This is a genomic window from Paraflavitalea sp. (assembly GCF_059502485.1).
On the sequence record NZ_JCACET010000008.1, the window covers coordinates 314,778 to 334,365 of the forward strand.

A 19,588-nucleotide genomic window follows, 5' to 3' on the forward strand; every position below is an offset into this window, starting at 1 on the left:
CTATGAAGTTAGCACATAGTTCCTATATAACTACGAGCTCATAAAAGTCTTCGGGCTGCAGGTATTTGTTGGCCAGCTCCTGCAATTCCTCTGCTGTTACGGTCCTGATCACCTGAAGACCATTGTTGAAGTATTCTTCATCAAGGTTGTTCAGCACCAGGTTTTTCCAGCGACCGATTACCTGGAATGGGCCGTCGAGATCGCCCAAGATAGAGCCGATCATATAGTTGCGGGTCATCAGTAGTTCTTCGTCGTCTACCGGTTCTTCGCGCAGCAGTGCCATTTCATTGTACACTTCGGTCACGGTAGCTTCGCTCACATCTCTGCCAGCTTCGGTGCTGATCATCCAGCCGCTGTCGTGGATGTGATTCAACAGGTAACTGTAAATACCATAAGTGTATCCTTTGTCTTCCCGGATGTTGGCCATCAGCCGTGATCCAAAGAAGCCGCCAAAAAGGCTGTTCAATACCATGGCTTTCTGAAAGTCGGGGTGATGCCTGTTGGGGAAAGGACGGGCAATACGAATGGCAGCCTGTACGCCTTCGGTATCATTGAGAATGTGACTCTTCTTTTGAGGAGCAGGCTGTACGGGGTGCTTTACGATGGCAACGTTCTGCCGGTGAGAATGAAGCGGCAGGGAGCCGAAATGTTTTTCCAATTCACTGATGAGGTCGGCGGGCAACTTACCAGCGGCGAAGATCACACAGCGGCCATTGCGGTAATATTTATCATAGTATGCTACGATGTCTTCCCGGCGGATGGCATCATAGTCTTCTGCGTTGTTGTACGTACCGTAAGGATGTTTCTCTCCAAACAGGTACGCATCGATCAGCCGGCCGGCCACAAATTCACATTTCTGCAGGTTTACTTTCAGGCGCTGTTGCGCGTTCTGCTTGTAGATGGCCAACTCCTCTTCAGGGAAAGTGGCATCGGTGATCAGCTCGGCCACTACCGGCAGCAGCTCATTGGTGTGCTTGTTGAGGCAGTGGAGCGTAAGCTCTGCCGTTTCATTATAGCAACCTCTGTTGAGGTAAGCGCCATGGTATTCGAAATGCTCATTGATATCGAAAGCCTTGCGTTTGGAAGTACCATTTTTCAGCAGGAAATTGGTAGCAGCTGCTACTGCTTTTGAATCTTCGTACCAGTTGCCGGCATAGAACACCCAATTTACCATCAGGGTCTCTTCGCTGCCCATGTCGACTGTATATACTTCTATTCCGTTGGAAAGTGTATGTTTCTGACAGCCGGGCAGGTTTATCTTAAAATCAACCGGTTCTTTTATTACGGGTGCAATTGTTCTGTTTAGCATTGTTCGATCGAATCACTAAATGTTTAAAAAAAGTCTTGTCCCCTTGTCGAAGGGTGAGCCGTCCCGACTAAAGTACGGGACGCCCCACCCTTCAACAGATTAGTTCTTGCTATAATAGCACAGTGTGTTGGAGTTATTCACGTCGAATATCTTCCGGCTGTACTGTAAAATGTCTTCGCGGGTAACGGCGAAGTATTTTTCGCGGTCGGTATTGAAGAGCGACGCATCGCCCAGCAGTTCATAGAAGGCCAGGTTGTTGGTGCGCGTCATCACGCTCATATCTTCAAAGGCAATGGCCGACTCGGTCTTATTTTTAACCTTCGTCAGTTCTTTATCGGTGATGCCTTCTTTCTTGAGCTTTTCCAGTTCTTCTTCCACCGCTTTTTCTGCATCTTCCATCTTCACACCTTTTACCAGCTTGCCTTCAATGGCCAGCAGACCTTTGTCGACAGAGCCAAAGTGGTAGCATTCGATATGGCTGAAGAGCTTCTTTTCTTTTACCAGCGACTGGAATAAACGGGATGAACCGCCACCGCCCAACACTTCTGTGATCAGGTCGGCCACATAATAGCCGTGGTCCATGCGGGCATCCATATGCCAGCATTTGTACAGGGCATCAAGTGGCACATCTGCTTTTATTTCTTCTCTGCGCGGGGCAGTCTGGGGCTGTTCATCGGGTATCGTGCGCACATATTGCTCGCCGGCAGGAATATCGCCAAACCATTTTTCTACCAGCTTCTTTACTTCCGCTGTTTTCACATTGCCACCTACTACGAGGATCGCATTGATGGGACGATAATGTTTAAAGAAGAATGTTTTTACATCTTCGAGGGTAGCGTTTTCAATATGCGACAGCTCTTTCCCGATCGTCATCCAGCGGTATGGGTGGGTGGGGTATGCCATTTCGCGGAGCTTGAACCACGCATCACCATAGGGTTTGTTGATATAGTGCTCTTTAAATTCTTCGGACACTACTTTGCGCTGCACGTCGAGGCTCTTTTCATCGAAGGCCAGCGATAGCAGGCGGTCGCTTTCCAGCCAGAGGGCTGTTTCGAGGTTCTCGGCTGGCAGCTGTACGTAATAATTGGTCACATCATTGGTGGTATAGGCGTTGTTCTCGCCGCCTGCCATCTGAAGGGGTGTTTCAAAATCTTCTATATTGATGGAGCCACCAAACATCAAATGCTCAAACAAGTGGGCGAAACCGGTTTTACCGGGATTTTCATCCCGTGCGCCCACATCATACATAATATTAACTACAGCCATTGGGGTGGCCGGATCTTCATGCACCACTACGCGCAAGCCGTTGGACAATGTAAACTTCTCAAAATGTATCATGGAATTCTCGCTTGTTTTAACCCCGCAGATCTTACATCGGCGTACCGGCTGATCGACCGGGCCTGTATTATCCATTAGAGGGACAGCAAATTAACGACAAGTTGGGGTATTATGTTCAGTAGATGCCAGCTATTTGCCGGTAAGTATATTTTTGACCTTGAGGGTGAGCACCAACGGTCCTCCATCCCTGAGTACCAATATTTTAAGCTTTTCGCCGGGGGTTTGCATCAGGTTTTTCCAGGCCTGGATGTTTTTGCTGAAGTTGTTCTGCACCGCTATGATCACATCTTCGGGTTTGAAGCCGGCTTGCTCTGCCGGTGATCCGGGCATTACATCTATTACTAATATTTCCCCCTCCACCACATACATGCCGAGGCCGGTATAGGCATAGTCGAATACGTCTTTGAAGTGGCTGTTGGGCAGCATGTGTATCTCAGAACGTTCGTAATTGATGATCAGGTTGAACCGGCGGAGCAGGTCATTGCCGATGAGGCCGCCGAGCGAAGGGTACTGGATCACATTGAACTCGTCATCGAAGATATAGGTGGGTACATTTCTGAACTTGTACGGGCCCAGTTTCAATTGCTTGACCACTCCCTGCTTCATAGGCGCCTTACCTCCCAACCCTTCGGCCTGGGTAGCATACCATTTGCGCCGTTTGCTTACTACGGCGCTGTCGTTCACAAAATCGGAGGTCATCAGGAGGCACATGCCTGCGCCGGTGTCGAAATAAAAGCGGGCCGTAATATCGCGAGCATCTTTTACCTCGCTGCTGAGAATGGGAATGTACTGTAGCTGGGGCTTCAGCAAAAAACCACCGCGGGGGTATTTCACAGAACCTTTGGTGTACACATGGATCTTGGAACTATCGTAATCCACCTTTACCAGGTAGCGTGATAAAAAGCTAAAGCCAATAATGCCGTCTATCTTTTCGCCATAGGCGCTGGTGAGGATATCATAATCATTGACGTGAAAATTCAGGCTGTCTACCGTGAGGCCGGGCAGGTAGAGGGTTTGGTTGTAGGCAAAGCGTACCATCATGCTGCCGGCAATGCCCCGGATGGTGCGGTCGCTGGGCTGTGTCTGAATTTTGATCTGTGCGGCTGTGGTAGAATCGAGTGATATGCCACCGCTGCCGGTATCGAGGATAAAATTGAGTGAATCGGGAAACTGGCTCAACTTGGCTTTCAGGGTAATGATGCCGCCCGTCAGCATTTTGAAACCAAAAGTCGTAATCCGTTTAGCTGGGGCAGGGGCAAAGACTTCCTGTGCGGACAGGTAGTTGCAGGCTATTATCACCAGGAGCAGTGTAGTAATGGTGCGCAATCGCATAGGCTATTTTACGATTTTCTCCGGCAAGCCCTTGATTTTGTCTTTGAATGGCAGGTTTCGACTGACAAACGACAAATACCGGTAATTGGTCATAAGTTAATTGATTTACAGCAAACGTAATAGCCATTAGAATAAAAAATAGTGACGGCTGGGCAAAACCGATCGTTTAGTACTTTTGTTGTTTAATGTGTTGTTATGAAAACAGACGATCTCTATTCGAAAGCCCTGCAGTTTGAGTTCCTGAGCATCGAGGAAGGCATGTATTTATTTGAGGAAGCGCCACTTAGCGAGCTGATGTACGTGGCCAACGAGTTGAGGAAAAAACAAGTACCGTATAATAAAGTAACCTGGCAGATCGACCGCAATGTCAATACTACCAATGTTTGTACTGCCAATTGTAAGTTCTGCAACTTCTACCGGATACCGGGCCATGCAGACGCCTATATCACCGATATAGATACTTATAAAAAGAAGATCGAGCAAACCATCCGCTGGGGTGGCGATCAGCTGTTATTACAAGGTGGCCACCACCCGAAGCTGGGTTTACAGTTTTATGTTGACCTTTTCCGCGAGCTGAAAAGCCTGTACCCCCACCTTAAATTACACACCCTCGGTCCGCCCGAAGTGGCACATATTACCAAACTGGAAAAGTCCACACACCACGAAGTGCTGAAGGCTTTAAAAGAGGCCGGCATGGACAGCCTGCCAGGCGCCGGCGCCGAGATACTGGTGGATCGTGTGCGCCGGTTGATCTCGAAGGGTAAATGCGGGTCGCAGGAATGGCTCGACATTATGCATGAGGCGCATAAGCTGGATATCACCACTTCTGCCACCATGATGTTTGGCCATGTGGAAACGGTGCGCGAACGCTTCGAGCACCTGGTGAAGCTGCGCGAAGTGCAAAGCCGCAAGCCCGAACATGCCAAAGGTTTCCTTGCCTTCATTCCCTGGACCTTCCAGGATGTAGATACTTTGCTCACACGCATCCGCGGTGTACATAATCTTACTACAGCTGATGAATATATCCGCATGATCGCCATCAGCCGCATCATGCTGCCCAACGTGAAGAACATCCAGGCTTCCTGGCTCACCGTGGGCAAGCAAACGGCACAGATCACTTTGCATGGCGGCGCCAACGACTTTGGCAGTATCATGCTGGAAGAAAATGTAGTAAGCGCTGCCGGTGCTCCTCACCGTTTCACCTATAAAAGTATTCAGCAGGCGATCCGCGAAGCAGGTTTCGAACCACAGCTGCGGAACCAGCAATATGAATTCCGGCAAATGCCCGCCGCTATTGAAGAGCAGGTAATAGATTACTAATATGCAGGGTGACAGATTATTGTTTATCTTCATATAGTCTATGACCACCCGTCTTCTTTATGGCATCTTTCTGCTTTGCCTGTTGGCCTGCGGATCGGGCAACAGGTTGTCTAATCGATATACTTTCGAGGACAAGACCGTTTTTGACCTGATCGAACGGCTCAATAAAAATCCTCAGGATAAACAGGCAGCCGACCTATTGCCTACAGCTTATCAGACAGCACTGGACAAACGCAAAGAGATCATCACTGCCAATAAGTACAACGGCAGCCTGGGCGATCGCTGGATGGAAATAGCCAAAGAGCGGGAAGTGTTGTTGCAAATGTATCAGGCCATCAAAGCCTCTCCTGCAGCCAGCCAGGCACTACCTACTATAAAAGACCCCTCTGCGGCCATTGCCAGCGCCAAAGAAAAAGCAGCGACGGAATATTATAACCAGGGGCTCAGCGCACTCAACTATAACAACCGCCAATATGCACAGCAGGCGTATGATTATTTCAGCAAAGCCGATAATGCGGTGCCCGGCTTCAAAGATGTCAACAGTTTACTGCGGGAGGCGGAAGAAAAGAGCCAGATCCGCGTAGTGGTAAACCCCGTGCGTTACGACCGGTATGGATTCAATTACTGGGGCTTTTCCAACGACTGGCTGCAACAGCAAATGGTACGCGACCTCAATATGCGTGCTTTTCAGCATGTGCGTTTCTTTACCGATTGGGAGGCCAGCGGTCAACATATGCGGGCCGACCGGGTAGTGGACCTCAACTTCACGTCTATTTTCATCGGTCAGCTTGCTTCCAACAATTACACTATTCAACGTTCGGCCCAAATTCAAACGGGCAGCACCAAAAGCAATCCGCCCAAGCCCGTATACACCACCGTGTATGCCACGGTATATGTAAGCCGCCGCGTGCTGCAAAGCAATGCCTCGCTCGAATGCCGGATCTATGACTGGGCTACCGGCCGGAATATTTTGTACGACAATTTCCCCGACAACTACGTGTGGCAACAGGAAAGAGCTACTTATAAAGGCGACCAGCGGGCGCTGACACCCGCCGACTGGGAGTTGATCAATAATCGGTTTGATGACCGCCCACCCAGCCGCAACCAGATCGCCGACCGCCTTATCCGCAACTGTTACAACCTCCTCCTGAACCGCATTCAAAGTGGTGTGAGCTTCTAACACTACCCACTTTCATGATAATTGTCAACAATTTTCAGTAGAAATACCTATTATATTAAAAAAATGTACTTGCGTATTCAATAGAAAGTATTGTTTTGCAGTTATTTATTCGTCGAATATCCCATCAAAACCATGAAAAATCCGTTCCGCAAGCTGGTACGTATTGCAATTGTGCTGCTGGCGACAGTATTGTTGTTCAACTTCACGGGTTATTACCTTATTCACCTGCGCAGTCAGGAGAATGAGCAATTCGTGCAGGTGAGCCATATTGCCAATGAGCAACGTGCCCTGAGCCAGTTGATCAGTAAAGACATCATTCTGCTGACAAGGCCCCGCCTTACCGAACAGGAAATGCAGGAGCTACGCCACGAGCTGCAATCATCCGTCGATACTTTTGCCTCCAACAACGCTTTCCTGCAGGAAAAGGTCAACACGCTTTCCCACCAACATCAATTCGAGATCAGGCACCAGTTTGCCAATGCCCAGCAACACTTTAAAGGGATCGTAGATGTCAATGGAAGAGTGGTCGCATCCGATAGCCTGGCGCTGAACACCAACCGGGCAGCTTTCCGGAAAGAGGTATTGCACAATGAAAAGAAGTACACGGCAGTAATGAATACGATCGCCCAAAGGTATTCCCGCATCATCATGGAAAAACTGGGCGAGGCTTCCACCATCAACACCGGTAAGTTCATTACGCTCATCATAGCTTTTATCTGCCTCGTATTCCTGGTTCTGGAACCTATGTTCCGCACCAACCAGCGCAACTACGAGGAGTTGCAACAAGCCAAAAATGAGTTGCAGAAGGAGAAAACATATTTCTCTTCCATCCTGAATTCTCAAACGAACTATGTTATCCGCATCGATAACGACGGCAACTTCACCTACGCCAACCCCCGCTTCCTCGAGACATTTGGCTATAATGACAGATTTCTGATGGGTGAGCCGTATTACAATACGATCTACCCCAAAGACCTTTACCGCTGTCAGCAAATGGCGGAGGAGTGCTGGAAAAATCCTGGCAAGGTAATTAAGCTGCTTATCCGCAAACCTATTCAGCATACTAAAACGTTCCAGTGGACCGAGTGGGAGTTCATCGCCCTGCAAAATGAAAAGGGTGCGTTTGAAATACAGGGTATAGGCATCAATGTGACGGATAAAGTAATGGCCGAGCAGCTGAAAGAAGAAGCTATCCGCACCGCCTCTTATGCCATGACCTATGCGCAGATGGGTAGCTGGAAGCTCGACTTCTTTTCGCAGGAAATGACCATGAGTAAGGAGTTCAGCAGCCTGCTGGAGCATGAAACGCAGGAAGAGCTTACGATGACCTTCGAAGAGTTCCTGCACGAATATGTGATACCCGAACAGCACAACCAGGTGATCAGGGAACTTACCAACTCTATCCACAACAAGTATAACCACGATTACGAAACGAACTTCAGCTGCCAGATCATTACGAAGAAGGGCAATTACCGTCACCTGTACATCAGGGGCAAGATGGTAGACGCCACCAGTGGTTTTGGTATTGCACAGGATATAACCGTACAAAAAGAAGCAGAACGGGAATTGCAACAGCGGGAACAGCAGTTCCGCCTGCTGGCCGAGCACTCGGAAGATATCATCACCGTTAATCTGCTCGACGGAACTTTCTCTTACGTTTCTCCTTCGGTACAAAAAGTGTTGGGTTACGCACCGGAAGAAGTGCAAGGCCGTTCTGCCCTGAATTATATTCACCCGGATGATGTACATAAGTTCATGCAACAGGAAGGCGGCCCCGCCATCTCCGAACTGGAAAACCTGACGCTTCGCTACAGGATGCGCACCAAATCGGAAGATTACATCTGGCTGGAGACCATCATCAAGCCTGTACATGAAACAGGGGCTGTAAAAAGACTGATCTGTACTTCCCGCAATATCACCGAACGTAAACGCTCAGAAGTAGAACGTGAGCAACTATGGGCAGAAGTAAAACAATCGGAAGAGCTGCTGCGCACCGTGATCAACTCTACCCCCGACTGGATATTCATCAAGGACCTTGGCCACCGCTTCCTACTGGTGAACCAATCGTTTGCCGATAGCATGAACCGCAATCCGCAAGATTTCATTGGCAAGGATGATATCGAGATCGGCTTTCCGAAAGAAATTGTTGAAGGCGACACCGACACTAATATACGCGGCTTCTGGAGTGATGACAATGAAGTAATCAAAACCGGCAAAGCCAAATTCATACAGGAGGAGCCTTCTTTCTTAAATGGCAAAGCGCAGGTGATGACTACCGTGAAAGTGCCTTTGCGTGATCAGGATGGCGCCGTGTGGGGCGTACTGGGCTTTGCGCACAACATCACAGAACAGAAAAGGGCCGAAGAGCGTCTGCTGCACAAAGACCTGCTGTTGCAGGCCATGGCAGAAGCTACTCACCAGCTGATCAGTAACAACCACCTCGAAGAAGCCATCGGCGAAGCCATCCAGGTATTGGGCATCAAGCTGCAGGTGAGTGCCGTGAACGTGTATAAGAATGAATACAGGTACCAGGAAAATAAATGGTATTCGCACCAGCTATTGCATTGGGACAGCAACACAGGTGAACTGATGCACAGAGACCCCGCTTACCAAAACCTGCTGATGAATGAAGAGGCCACCATCTGGAAAACACTGAAACGGGAAGAGCCTTACTGTGGACATGTAAAGGATATTCCGGAAGATGCTGACCGTGCTTATTTCGAAAAAATGCAGATGAAGTCGGCAGCAATCGTTCCCATCTTCACCCTGCACCAGTTTTGGGGTATTGTAGGCTTCAGCGACCGGGAAGAACGTGAATGGACCATCACGGAGTTTTCCATCCTGCAATCTTTTGCCACGACGCTGGCAGCAGCCATCGAGCGTAAGCAGATGGAGCAGGAACTGGTACAAGCCAAAGACCAGGCAGAACAGGCCAGCAAGGCGAAGAGTGAGTTCATGGCCAATATGAGCCATGAGTTGCGTACGCCCATGAACGGTATCATCGGTTTTACCGACCTGGTGTTGACCACCGATCTGCAGCGCACACAAAGGGACTACCTGGGCAACGTAAAGAAATCGGCTAACGGCCTGCTTGATATTATCAACGATATTCTCGACTTCTCTAAACTGGAAGCCGGCAAGCTCCACATCGAGCATATTCCATTCCGCCTGGATGAACTGGTAGAAGAGACAGTAGACATCCTGATGGTAAAGGCTTTCGAGAAAAACCTGGAGCTGATCTGCCATATCGACCCCGAGCTACCTGTTCAGTTTGGCGGCGACCCTGTGCGGATACGCCAGGTATTGGTGAACCTGCTGGGCAATGCCATCAAGTTTACTCCGCAAGGTGAGATCCTGATATCGCTGATGAAGGCGGGCGGCATTTACCAAAAGGATGGCCAGCCTTACCTCGATATCGAATTGTCGGTAAAAGACACCGGCATTGGTATATCAGACAAAAAGCTGCGCAAGATTTTCGAAAGCTTCACCCAGGCCGATTCATCCACCACCCGAAAATATGGTGGCACCGGTCTCGGTCTTACGATATCCAAGAGCCTTGCTGAACTAATGCATGGTAACCTCACCGTGACCAGTGAACTGGGCAGGGGCAGCGTCTTCACGCTTCACCTTCCTCTCGAAGTAGTGAAAGCGCATACACAGATAGCTCCCGAACACAAACCGCCGCTGCGCAAAGTGCTGGTAGTAGACGACAACAGCACCAACCGCAAGCTGATGCAGGAGATCTTCCAATACTTCAACATTCCCTGTGAAATAGCAGGCAGCGGCCGCGAAGCACTGATTGCGCTGGAGCGCATGCAAGGCGCCGGTGAACCGCTCGATCTCATCATTACCGATCACCACATGCCGGAGATGGATGGATTGCAACTGGTGCAGGAACTGAATCAACGGAAAGCAAACGGAGAGGCACAACCCACCATACTTATGCTTTCTTCACTGGAAAGGAATTTGTTCCAGCACGAAGCGGATAAGCTCGGCATCACGCAGATGCTTTCCAAGCCGGTAAAAATGTATGAGTTGCACGCCATGCTCACGGCCATGTTCACGCCGGGCCTCGAGATCCACAAGCCCGACCAATCGGTTGTCAATTTAGAAAGGATCGCAGAAGCGGCTACCATCATGGTAGTGGAGGACGACCCCATCAACATGCTGCTGATCACGGAAGTGTTGCGCAAAATGGGCTTCGACATCGTGCGTGCCAACAATGGCAAAGAGGCGCTGGAAATTTTACCGCACTATGATCCCGTACTGATCTTCATGGACGTGAACATGCCCGAAATGGATGGCTACACCACCACCCGCCACATCCGTGCGATGGGTGAACAGTATAAACAACTGCCTATCATTGCCCTTACGGCCGATGCTATGCAGGGTGACCGCGAAAGGTGTCTCGCCGCCGGCATGGACGACTATGTTTCCAAGCCTTTCCGCATGGAAGAGATCGTGGGTGTATTGAAAAGCAGGACGTTACTGGTGTAAACTTTTTCGAAAGTTTAAATTGCGGATTTGCGAAAGAAGACTTACACATCTTCTACGGTAACCGTCCAATCAATCCCGGCAAGTCGCTGTTTGATGGTTTCAAGGGTTTGCAAAATTTCTGCTGCTGCCGGAAAATCCTCACCAAACACCATTGGTCTAAATTGTCTTTGATAAGACGTGCTAATTTCCTTCCATATTTTAGGAAGTTCTTTGAAGATCAACGCTTCGTTAGGATGGTGCTTTAGCCATTGGTTATTGGATTTGTAACTGGCGACATCATCCTGCCCAACCTTCAAAATCATTTGTACAAAATCGTCTGAATGGAAAAAATCAGAAAACTCCGGGTAACGTAATAACTGGTGCAGGTCATAAGCATGACGAACCTTATTGCTTAGATCGATTATGGGGTCTTCTGTATAGGAGAAACGTACAAGGCTCATGATTTTTTCGCAAATTGTCCGGGTCGGATTCAGAACCTTGCCCGTAAAAGGCAATAAGCCGTATTCTTCGGCCAATTTTTCCTGCCCTCTGCTACGCATCATTTCATAAATAAAAGAGCTTATCGACATTTCCGTATAAGGTTCGAAATAGCCCAGCCAGGTCGCTTCCACGATAATCATATCCCTGACTTGTCCATATTCACCGGAAAACTTTTTGGGGTAAGTATGGGCAGTCTTCCGGTTCATGCCTTTTTTCTGCGTTACTTCTGGTAACTGAACTTCCGGTAACACTCCAGCTACGACGGCGCTGATTGCCTTAATCTTATTGGTTAGTTGGTTATTCGACTCGCCCTCTCTTTTCAAAACGACAAGATCAATGTCCTCCGAAAACCGTTTTATCAGGCCATAGCATTTTAGAAGTGACGTGCCACCTTTAAAAACAGCCTCCGGGCCGATTTCACTATTGAATATAGTATGCAAGGCAAATGTTACCCAGTAGTCTTTTTCTATGAATATCTCCGGGATGCCCTTTTCCTGTGCCGTAGCTTGGATGGCCTGCCTGAACAGTTCTTCGTTCTCGTGAAGTCTCATTGTATATTCCAATTTTCGGCGTTGGAAATGATGCTTGTTGCACCAGGTATTTTATACATGGTCACGGGGTTAAGGGTCTTGCGTATCTTATCTGCAAGTTTACTATCTCCAACGTTTTCAAGGATAGACCCGACAAGAGATCTTGTAGCGGCTGGATATTTCATCACCAGCTTTGTAATGTCTCTTTTAGTCTCTGGTGCCATGTCTTTAATCAAGTTAGAGAACTTGAGGTAAGATGATGAGAAAGTGGTGTCCGGTATTTTTTTAATGTAACGGACTGCATCAAGGATTTGCAACAGTGGTATATTATCCTTAGTGATCTCGTTTTTCTGCCGGATAAAAGAAATCGTATATCGGCCCCGCTTGAATTGAGGTCGAATATCGTTCTTACCGATCTGTATTGTATTACTAACCTGGGTTGTCAAACCCAGCGTATTATAAATTGAGTATCCCGTAAGATAGCCGATGATCTTTCCATCATCTTCCAATAAGTCTTTTACTACTTGATACTGATCTGGCTCCAATGTTCCGAATACGGTCTGTTCAGCTTTATAGTATTTACCCTTCGCCAGTTTCGCCAACTTTCCTGCAGCAACCATCCGGTTCAACGCTTTGATAGTCGCCTCTCGTTGGCTTGGCTCCTTTAAAAAGTCCGTATAGGCGAAAACCTGCCCTGTGGGCATTTTTTCAATCCTGTTTATGATCGTTTGTGTTGTTGTCATGAGAATACGATAGCACAAATATAATCAAATGTCCAGTTTTTTAATTAAAAAACTGGACATTTGATTGACCTGGGAAACAATAAGAAAAGTGTAAAAATATCAGTCCTGCGACTCGGCAAAAGCCTCTAAATCAAGCACTATTGGGTTCAAAAACTGTCTATTTGAGGACCCTGTTACTCGCCGATTAACTAAAAGCAACCAGGTCATGCAAAACCTGGGTAGATAATAATCCCGTTGGGGCTGCGGCCTTACTGATTCAGGTGTCGATACAACGCTCAGGGGCTAATTATCGTCTTGACTCTACTTAATGAGTAAACCCATGCGCAAAAACACATCCCAGGCTTCTTTACTGATCTGTATCCTCATGGATATCATTGGTTACGCCACTTACTCCATACCGGTGTTCGGTGAGTTGGGGGATATTGTGTGGGCGCCCATTTCGGCCATTATCTTCTACCGTATGTTTGGTGGATGGAGAGGCGCCTTTGGCGGCCTGTTCAACTTTGCCGAAGAAATACTTCCCTTTACGGATTTCATTCCCAGCTTTACCATCATGTGGATATGGCAGTACGTGCGAAAGTCAGCCGGCAATCGGCAGTCGGTAGTCGTGAATAAAAAGTCTGCTTTTTTTTAATAAGCTCTCTGCCTTTGTTGTCTTTTTTCAGGCGGTAATAAACCGGTAGCCAATACCCTTGATGGTAATGATGGCGAGGCTGTCATCGTCTTTGAGATAGCCGCGCAGTTTGGCAATGTATACGTCGAGGTTGCGGGAGTTGAAGAAGGAATCATTTCCCCACAACAGCGTGAGAATATCTTTCCGGTCGATGATCTTATCGCGGTTCTCGTATAATATTTTGAGTAATTCACTTTCCCTGAACGACAGTTTGCGTTCTTCTTTTCCTGCCAACAACGTTTGCCGGGTAAGGTGGAATACGAACTTACCCATCTTCACTTCATCCTGCGGAGCACTGGCAGGCCGGCTATTATTGCGGTAGCGCAGCGCATTGTCGATACGCACAATCAGCTCTTCCATACTGAACGGCTTGCGGATATAATCGTTGCCCCCGGTAGAAAATCCTTTTACGAGATCGTCGGTTTGGGTTTTGGCTGTCAGAAAAATGATGGGTACTTTTTCATCGATGGCCCGTATTTCTTCGGCAATGGTAAAACCGTCTTTGTTGGGCAGCATCACATCCAGCACACATACCTCCGGGTTGATGCGTTTGAACGTTTGCAAAACATCGGCTCCATCACTCTCCATCACCACATCGAAGCCGCGGCTCTCCAGACTTTCTTTTACAATCTTGCCGAGAAACATTTCGTCCTCTACATACAGGATTTTTGTTTTGCTCATGCTGGCTTGGGAAGTTTAGTGGTGAAGCGGGTGCCAATGCCTGGCTGACTTTCTACATTGATGATGCCTTTATGACGGTCGAGGATATAGGCCACATAACTGAGTCCCAGTCCATATCCTTTTACGTTGTGCGTATCGCCGGTAGGAACACGGAAAAACTTATCGAATATCTTTTGCTGGTATTCAGGCGAAATGCCAATCCCATTATCGGTAACGCTCATCTCAATAGTATTGGACAGCGAATTGAGGTCTATCTGTATTGTGGGATGGGCCTTGCTGTATTTAAGCGCATTATCGAGCAGGTTAAAAATAACACTGGTGATGTGCATGCGGTCGGCTTCGATCATAAAATCTTCTCCCTGCGCCTGAATGCTTACTTTGGCTCTGTACTTCTCGAATTGAAGGCGCATGGAAGCTACCACTTCTTCTACCAGTTCTTTCAAATCGAAGGGTTCTCCATTCAATTCGATCTGCTGCTTTTCGAACATAGACAACTTCAGCACTTTATCCACCAGCAACGATAACCTTTGCAGCTCACTGGCCGAAATATCGAGGTACTCTTCTGTACGCTTTGGATCATGTAGCGCATTGAAATTACGCAGGGCTTCAATGGCAACACTCACTGTAGCGATAGGTGTTTTCAGCTCATGGGTAATGTTACTGATAAAATCATTCTTGAGCCGCGTGAGCCTGCGCTGCCGCCGCAGACTACGGAACATGAGCACGAAGGAAAAAATGGTAAGACCTATCAGGAATGCTGACACCAGTATTTGTGGTGTTAGCTTTTTAAGTACATAGGGTATCGTATTCTGTAACTCCAGCGTAAAAGAATATGGGTGTGAAAAACCAAGGGTAACCTTATTGGTGTTATCCAGTCTCATTCTGAATGGCGGTGGTGGACCATCTTCATTAAATGTTTCACCGGGGCCACGAATAATCTCGAAGGGGATATCGATTTTTTCAGCAGCCAGCACCGATGCATACTTTGTAGTGACTTCTTTCACTGTTACGGAGTCCTGCAACGAATCAACATTTCTCAACAGCTGAACTATATCAAATCCCTCACGTGCAACACCACCAACGGCGCGGGGTTGGGTTACGATGCGTATGGAGTCGATCTGTCCTTTCAAACTGTCGCGACTGATATTCCTGACCGTTTTTCCAAGAGAATAAATAACAGAGCCCACCCGTCTTTTCCCGATCAGGGAATCAGGCATTCTGAACGAATGGAAGCTGGCGCTGACGCCAGGCTCGGACCGGGACGATACTCTTATTTTGAAATTGGTATCCAGCTTCAGCCGCTCGATCTGGCTTTCCTGCACCACATCCCTGAACAGGGTGTTCGTACGCAGGTGGAGGTTCTCTACCTCATCCCGGTAGTTCTTGCGCAGCCAGTAGCCCTGGAAGGCCACAATAGCCAGGATGGCCAGTAGCATTAAAGCCCCGGAGATGGATGAAGAGAAAGATGTTTTTTGAGCCGGCATGAGTACAAAAATAGGTGATTGCTTTTTTAAGGTTATCCCGTTTTAACCTTAATTAACATTAAACCAAGGTGCATTAACCTGCCCCGCGAGGCCACCATAGTAGCTTTGGTTAAAATCAATCAACGTTATGAAAAGAATCGCAATAGGCCTCGCGGCAGTCTTGAGCGTGCAGGCAGCAGCAGCCCAGCAAACCGAAGGTAAAGTCATCTACGAACGTACCATAGAAATGCAGATAAGAATAGCCGGGATGCCCGAAGAAATGCAACGGCAAATACCCCGCACAAGAACTGATAAAATAGAGGTATCGTTTGCCAACAACCAGTCGCTGCGCAAGCAATTGCCCCAGGAAGAAACCGACGAACAGGTATTCAACAATACCGTGGATGGTGGTGGCCAGGCCAGGGGCGGTGTTTCAATCAGGATGATGGGAGCAGGTGCAGACGATGCCACCTTTACCGATCTTGCCAAAGGCACTATTACTGATCAACGGGAACTGGGCACCAAAAAATTCCTGGTCAGCGACTCTATCAATAAGCTCAACTGGAAACTTACCGGTGAAACAAGAACGATCCTGGGTTATGCCTGTCAGCAAGCCACTGCTCAACGTATTACTATGCGTATGCAGTCCAGCATCATCAACGGACAGATAAAACGCGAAGAAATGCCCGACACGGCTAATATCACAGCCTGGTTTACCCCCGCTATACCGGTAGCTGCAGGCCCGGAAGTACAGGGACAATTGCCCGGCCTGATACTGGCAATCGACATCAACAACGGACGCACGGTATATAAAGCAGTTGAAGTATCCCCTAAAGTTGATGTAGCTGTTATTAAAGAACCTAAAGGTGGTAAGAAGATTACGCAGCAGGAGTTCAGGGAAGAGCAAAACAAGCTCATGCAAGAAATGCAACGTAACAATGGTGGCAGGGGAGCAACTTTCAGGATGGCGAATTAATTTGTCTGAACCTTGATTTAAAGATTTATTGGATTTAGTTGATAATTAAAACAGGAGCCGGATAATCCGGCTCCTGTTTTTTTATTGGTTGACTTTCTTTCTCTTCCCTGAAAACCCGTCGACAAGCTCCTTTAGACCAGGATGACAGCTGCAAACAAAAAGGCCCCCTGCTAAGCGGGGACCCGAACCAAAACTGAACTTTTTCATGGCTATCTATCGCATGATCCTTATGCCGCCGCCATCAGGCCGGACAGGACCAAGGCCCATCTTGCTGAGGCTGTAGGTGAAGCTCAGCATGAAGTAGCGTTGCAGCGTTCTGATGCGGCTATCCTCGATGTAGTTATTGTTGCTGGTGCGGCTGATGTTCACATTCTCATTGAGCAGGTCAAATGCTGTCAGTTTCAGCTCTCCCCTGTTGAAGCGCAGGAACTGCTTGCTGATAGAAGCATTCCACAATGGCACGCGCAGGTTAAAGCCTTCGGCCAGGCGGTTGTTGACTGTATAGCTAAAATCAGTGCTGAAGTAAAAGCTCTTTGGCAATTGCCAGTTGATATCAGCGCCATAGTTCTGGGAGAAATAAGTGGTGTTGAGGCTCGATTGCAGGGAGTAATCACTTTTGTTGTAATTGATGCCTGCGTTGAGCGACACATCAAACTTATCAGTTGGGTTCATATCAAGACGAACATTAGGCCCCACGGTAAATGTATTGATCGTGTTACCCACGCCATTGATAAATTGTTTGTTTTTGTCGTAACCAAGGCCGGTAGAAAAGTTAATATTCCCTTTGAGGAAACGAACCGGCAGGCCCACACTCACCGTACCATTAATGTTATACACTCCATCCACATTCACCGGCCTCGTACGCTTTACACCAAAGGCATCGATCGTATCATAATTCACGATCTTATTATTGGTTTGCCGAACGGTGAAGAAGGTAAACAGGTTTTTATTCCTGAAAGGATTTACCGACATGAAGTTGATGGTAGCCATGTGTGTATACTCCTGTTTCAGGTCAGGATTACCCAGCCTGATATTAAGCGGATTGCTGATATCCGGCACGGGCGACAATTGCGACATGGATGGCTGATTGGTAGTAGCATTGTAGTTGATCTGCAGATTCTTGAACTTGGTGAAATTATACTGGAAGCGGGCAGAGGGCAGGATGTTGTAAAAGGTCTGGTTGATCGTACTATCCTTTGTACCGGCAATGATATTACCCTCGAGGTCGGCCTTTTGCCAGTTGGCACCCACGGCAAAATTCCATGTCTTGAACTGGCTGCGCCACCGTATACCTGCATTCGTGTACCCGTATGTGTTTTCAAAGTGATTGGAAAGCGCCGCATTAACAGCATCATATTTACCACTGATCTTATCATAGTCCCAGGTAGTCTTTTCAGAAGTACTTTTGCTGAGGCTGTTGCTGGCGCTGAACTCCAGCAAAGAGTTCTTTGTAACAGGCTCCGTATACACCGCCCGCACATTATAGCTCTTCAGGTCACTGCTGTTCTCGCTGCGCTGGTTGATGGAATCTGTCCTGAACGGGCTGCCATCGGGATTGAAGAACTTATTTACAGAAAGCTGGTTGCCTTCGCCGTCGCTGGCATTTAGGTTCGTTGTGAGGCTCAATGAAAACGTTCTTCCCCGGGTATGGAATCTTTTACGGAACAGGATATTGTTGCTGAAGTTGTATCCATCGCTGGTAGAACGATTGTTGTTGAAGCCCTGGTTGACAAGGGTATTATTCTGGCGGCGGGTTTCATATTCACTATAGCTGCTGTTATCGGTGGATTGATATCCCAACGATGGCGTTATCTTAATGGAGTGGAAAGAGTCCAGCTTGATGTCGGCGCTCATATTAAGCCGGTGACTGTTGTTGATGTTGTTGCTATTGCTTTTCGACAATCGGTTCAGTACAGATCCATCCGACAGGAAATTCTGTTGTCTCGTCTCTTTCTCAATCCTTGGACTGTAGCGGTTATAAAAGTAACTGCTGGTAAAGTCGGTGCTGTTGCCAATGATATTATTGTAGTTGATACCACCACCCCAGATCGTACGGATACTGTTATTGTTATTACCGCCTGCAAAACCACCAATGGAAGGATCGTTGCTGGAGATGGTGACGGACCCGCCGCTGCGGCTTACATTGGAAAGTCCACCGGAAAAGCTGAGCATATCCATAAAAGAGAACCCTTCGGCATTGGTGTTGTTGCCCATACCGATTACTGATAGTTGTCGCGCACCCTTGAAGGAGTTGAGGTTGAAACGGCCTTCGTACCGGCCTTCATTACCACCGCCCACGGTGGCCTTGCCAAAGAGTCCTTTCTTTTTATCTTTCTTCAATTTTAAGTTGATGGTCTTTTCACCGTTGCCATCATCAAAACCGGTAAGCTGCGCAGCATCGCTGGCTTTATTATATACCTGCACTTTATCGATCGCATCTGAAGGCAGGTTGCGCGTAGCGATCTTGGGATCGGTACCAAAGAACTCCTTACCGTCTACCATCACCCTTTTTACTTCTTCGCCCTGCGCTTTGATGGTGCCGTCTTTCTCTACCTGGATGCCCGGCATCTTCTTCAACAGTTGTTCCACATTGGCATTGGGTGGTGTTTTAAAAGAACCGGCATTGTATTGCACCGTGTCACCGATCAACGTAACAGGCGGGGCCTCGGCAGTTACTACCACTTCACTGAGCACCTGCGCAGCATCGTGCATCAACACATTGCCGAGGTCTTTACTTCTGTCGGCCTCATTCAGCGTAATGCTTTTGCTGCTGCCGTGGTAATTGACATGGGTGATCAACAGACGATAATCACCATCGGCCAGGCCGGTGAGCTCGAAGCGGCCCTTGCTGTCGGACATAGTGAAAGTAACAAGCGAGGAATCTTTTTTCTTGAGGACGGTAATGGTAGCAGAAGCTACCGGTTGTTTTGCCAGGCTATCATACAGCAGCCCTTTGATATTACCATTTTTCTGCGCCTGTGTGGCCAGGGAGCAAAGGCTGACTATAATAAGCAGGTAGATCTTTTTCATACCGGTCGTATTTTCGGAGTTTTTATATCTACGAAA

13 protein-coding genes are annotated in these 19,588 nt (G+C 48.0%); 5 read left to right on the forward strand and 8 right to left on the reverse strand.

Going from position 1 to position 19,588, the window contains the following annotated elements; genetic code table 11:
• Positions 1-22 precede the first annotated feature (22 nt).
• The 3 genes from AC5JBY_RS04015 to AC5JBY_RS04025 all read right to left on the reverse strand — a co-directional run bounded on the left by AC5JBY_RS04015 (position 23) and on the right by AC5JBY_RS04025 (position 3,979).
• Entirely contained in the window at positions 23-1,309 is a 1,287-nt protein-coding gene (locus AC5JBY_RS04015) for a M16 family metallopeptidase (protein WP_495903267.1), read from the reverse strand.
• Positions 1,310-1,408: 99 nt separating this feature from the next.
• Positions 1,409-2,647 carry a M16 family metallopeptidase gene (locus AC5JBY_RS04020; RefSeq protein ID WP_495903268.1) on the reverse strand — a complete coding sequence of 413 codons (1,239 nt, stop codon included), beginning with the start codon at positions 2,645-2,647 and terminating at the stop codon, positions 1,409-1,411.
• A gap of 129 nt (positions 2,648-2,776) precedes the next feature.
• Positions 2,777-3,979 (reverse strand): aspartyl protease family protein, encoded by a 1,203-nt coding sequence (locus tag AC5JBY_RS04025; protein WP_495903269.1) that lies wholly within the window; start codon positions 3,977-3,979, stop codon positions 2,777-2,779.
• Positions 3,980-4,174: 195 nt separating this feature from the next.
• Here AC5JBY_RS04025 and mqnC point away from each other — a divergent pair, with 195 nt between their 5' ends.
• The 3 genes from mqnC (at position 4,175) to AC5JBY_RS04040 (ending at position 10,976) form a co-directional block, all read left to right on the forward strand.
• The gene (gene mqnC / locus AC5JBY_RS04030; protein ID WP_495903270.1) at positions 4,175-5,299 is read left to right on the forward strand and encodes a cyclic dehypoxanthinyl futalosine synthase; all 1,125 of its coding nucleotides are present in this window, start codon (positions 4,175-4,177) and stop codon (positions 5,297-5,299) included.
• Between the two features lie 40 nt (positions 5,300-5,339).
• Complete coding sequence (locus AC5JBY_RS04035; protein WP_495903271.1) at positions 5,340-6,479, forward strand: hypothetical protein; 1,140 nt, start codon at positions 5,340-5,342, stop codon at positions 6,477-6,479.
• Positions 6,480-6,611: 132 nt separating this feature from the next.
• Complete coding sequence (locus tag AC5JBY_RS04040) at positions 6,612-10,976, forward strand: response regulator (protein ID WP_495903272.1); 4,365 nt, start codon at positions 6,612-6,614, stop codon at positions 10,974-10,976.
• Positions 10,977-11,017: 41 nt separating this feature from the next.
• On the opposite strand, the gene AC5JBY_RS04045 is transcribed toward AC5JBY_RS04040, so the two are convergent.
• Positions 11,018-12,007, reverse strand: coding sequence for a nucleotidyl transferase AbiEii/AbiGii toxin family protein (locus AC5JBY_RS04045; protein ID WP_495903273.1), 990 nt, complete (start codon positions 12,005-12,007; stop codon positions 11,018-11,020).
• The gene (locus AC5JBY_RS04050) at positions 12,004-12,729 is read right to left on the reverse strand and encodes a DUF6088 family protein (RefSeq protein ID WP_495903274.1); all 726 of its coding nucleotides are present in this window, start codon (positions 12,727-12,729) and stop codon (positions 12,004-12,006) included. Before AC5JBY_RS04050 ends, AC5JBY_RS04045 begins: the two co-directional genes overlap by 4 nt.
• Positions 12,730-13,048: 319 nt before the next feature.
• Here AC5JBY_RS04050 and AC5JBY_RS04055 point away from each other — a divergent pair, with 319 nt between their 5' ends.
• Entirely contained in the window at positions 13,049-13,363 is a 315-nt protein-coding gene (locus AC5JBY_RS04055) for a hypothetical protein (RefSeq protein ID WP_495903275.1), read from the forward strand.
• A 27-nt stretch (positions 13,364-13,390) separates the two neighbouring features.
• Here AC5JBY_RS04055 and AC5JBY_RS04060 read toward each other — a convergent pair whose 3' ends face one another.
• Together AC5JBY_RS04060 and AC5JBY_RS04065 are read right to left on the reverse strand one after the other, a co-directional pair.
• Positions 13,391-14,083 carry a response regulator transcription factor gene (locus AC5JBY_RS04060; RefSeq protein ID WP_495903276.1) on the reverse strand — a complete coding sequence of 231 codons (693 nt, stop codon included), beginning with the start codon at positions 14,081-14,083 and terminating at the stop codon, positions 13,391-13,393.
• Positions 14,080-15,567 (reverse strand): sensor histidine kinase, encoded by a 1,488-nt coding sequence (locus AC5JBY_RS04065; protein WP_495903277.1) that lies wholly within the window; start codon positions 15,565-15,567, stop codon positions 14,080-14,082. Before AC5JBY_RS04065 ends, AC5JBY_RS04060 begins: the two co-directional genes overlap by 4 nt.
• 127 nt (positions 15,568-15,694) lie before the next feature.
• Here AC5JBY_RS04065 and AC5JBY_RS04070 point away from each other — a divergent pair, with 127 nt between their 5' ends.
• On the forward strand, positions 15,695-16,522 hold the full coding sequence (locus tag AC5JBY_RS04070; protein WP_495903278.1) for a GLPGLI family protein: 828 nt from the start codon (positions 15,695-15,697) through the stop codon (positions 16,520-16,522).
• A gap of 213 nt (positions 16,523-16,735) precedes the next feature.
• Here the strand turns inward: AC5JBY_RS04070 and AC5JBY_RS04075 are convergent, their stop codons facing one another.
• Entirely contained in the window at positions 16,736-19,552 is a 2,817-nt protein-coding gene (locus AC5JBY_RS04075) for an outer membrane beta-barrel protein (protein ID WP_495903279.1), read from the reverse strand.
• Positions 19,553-19,588 lie beyond the last annotated feature (36 nt).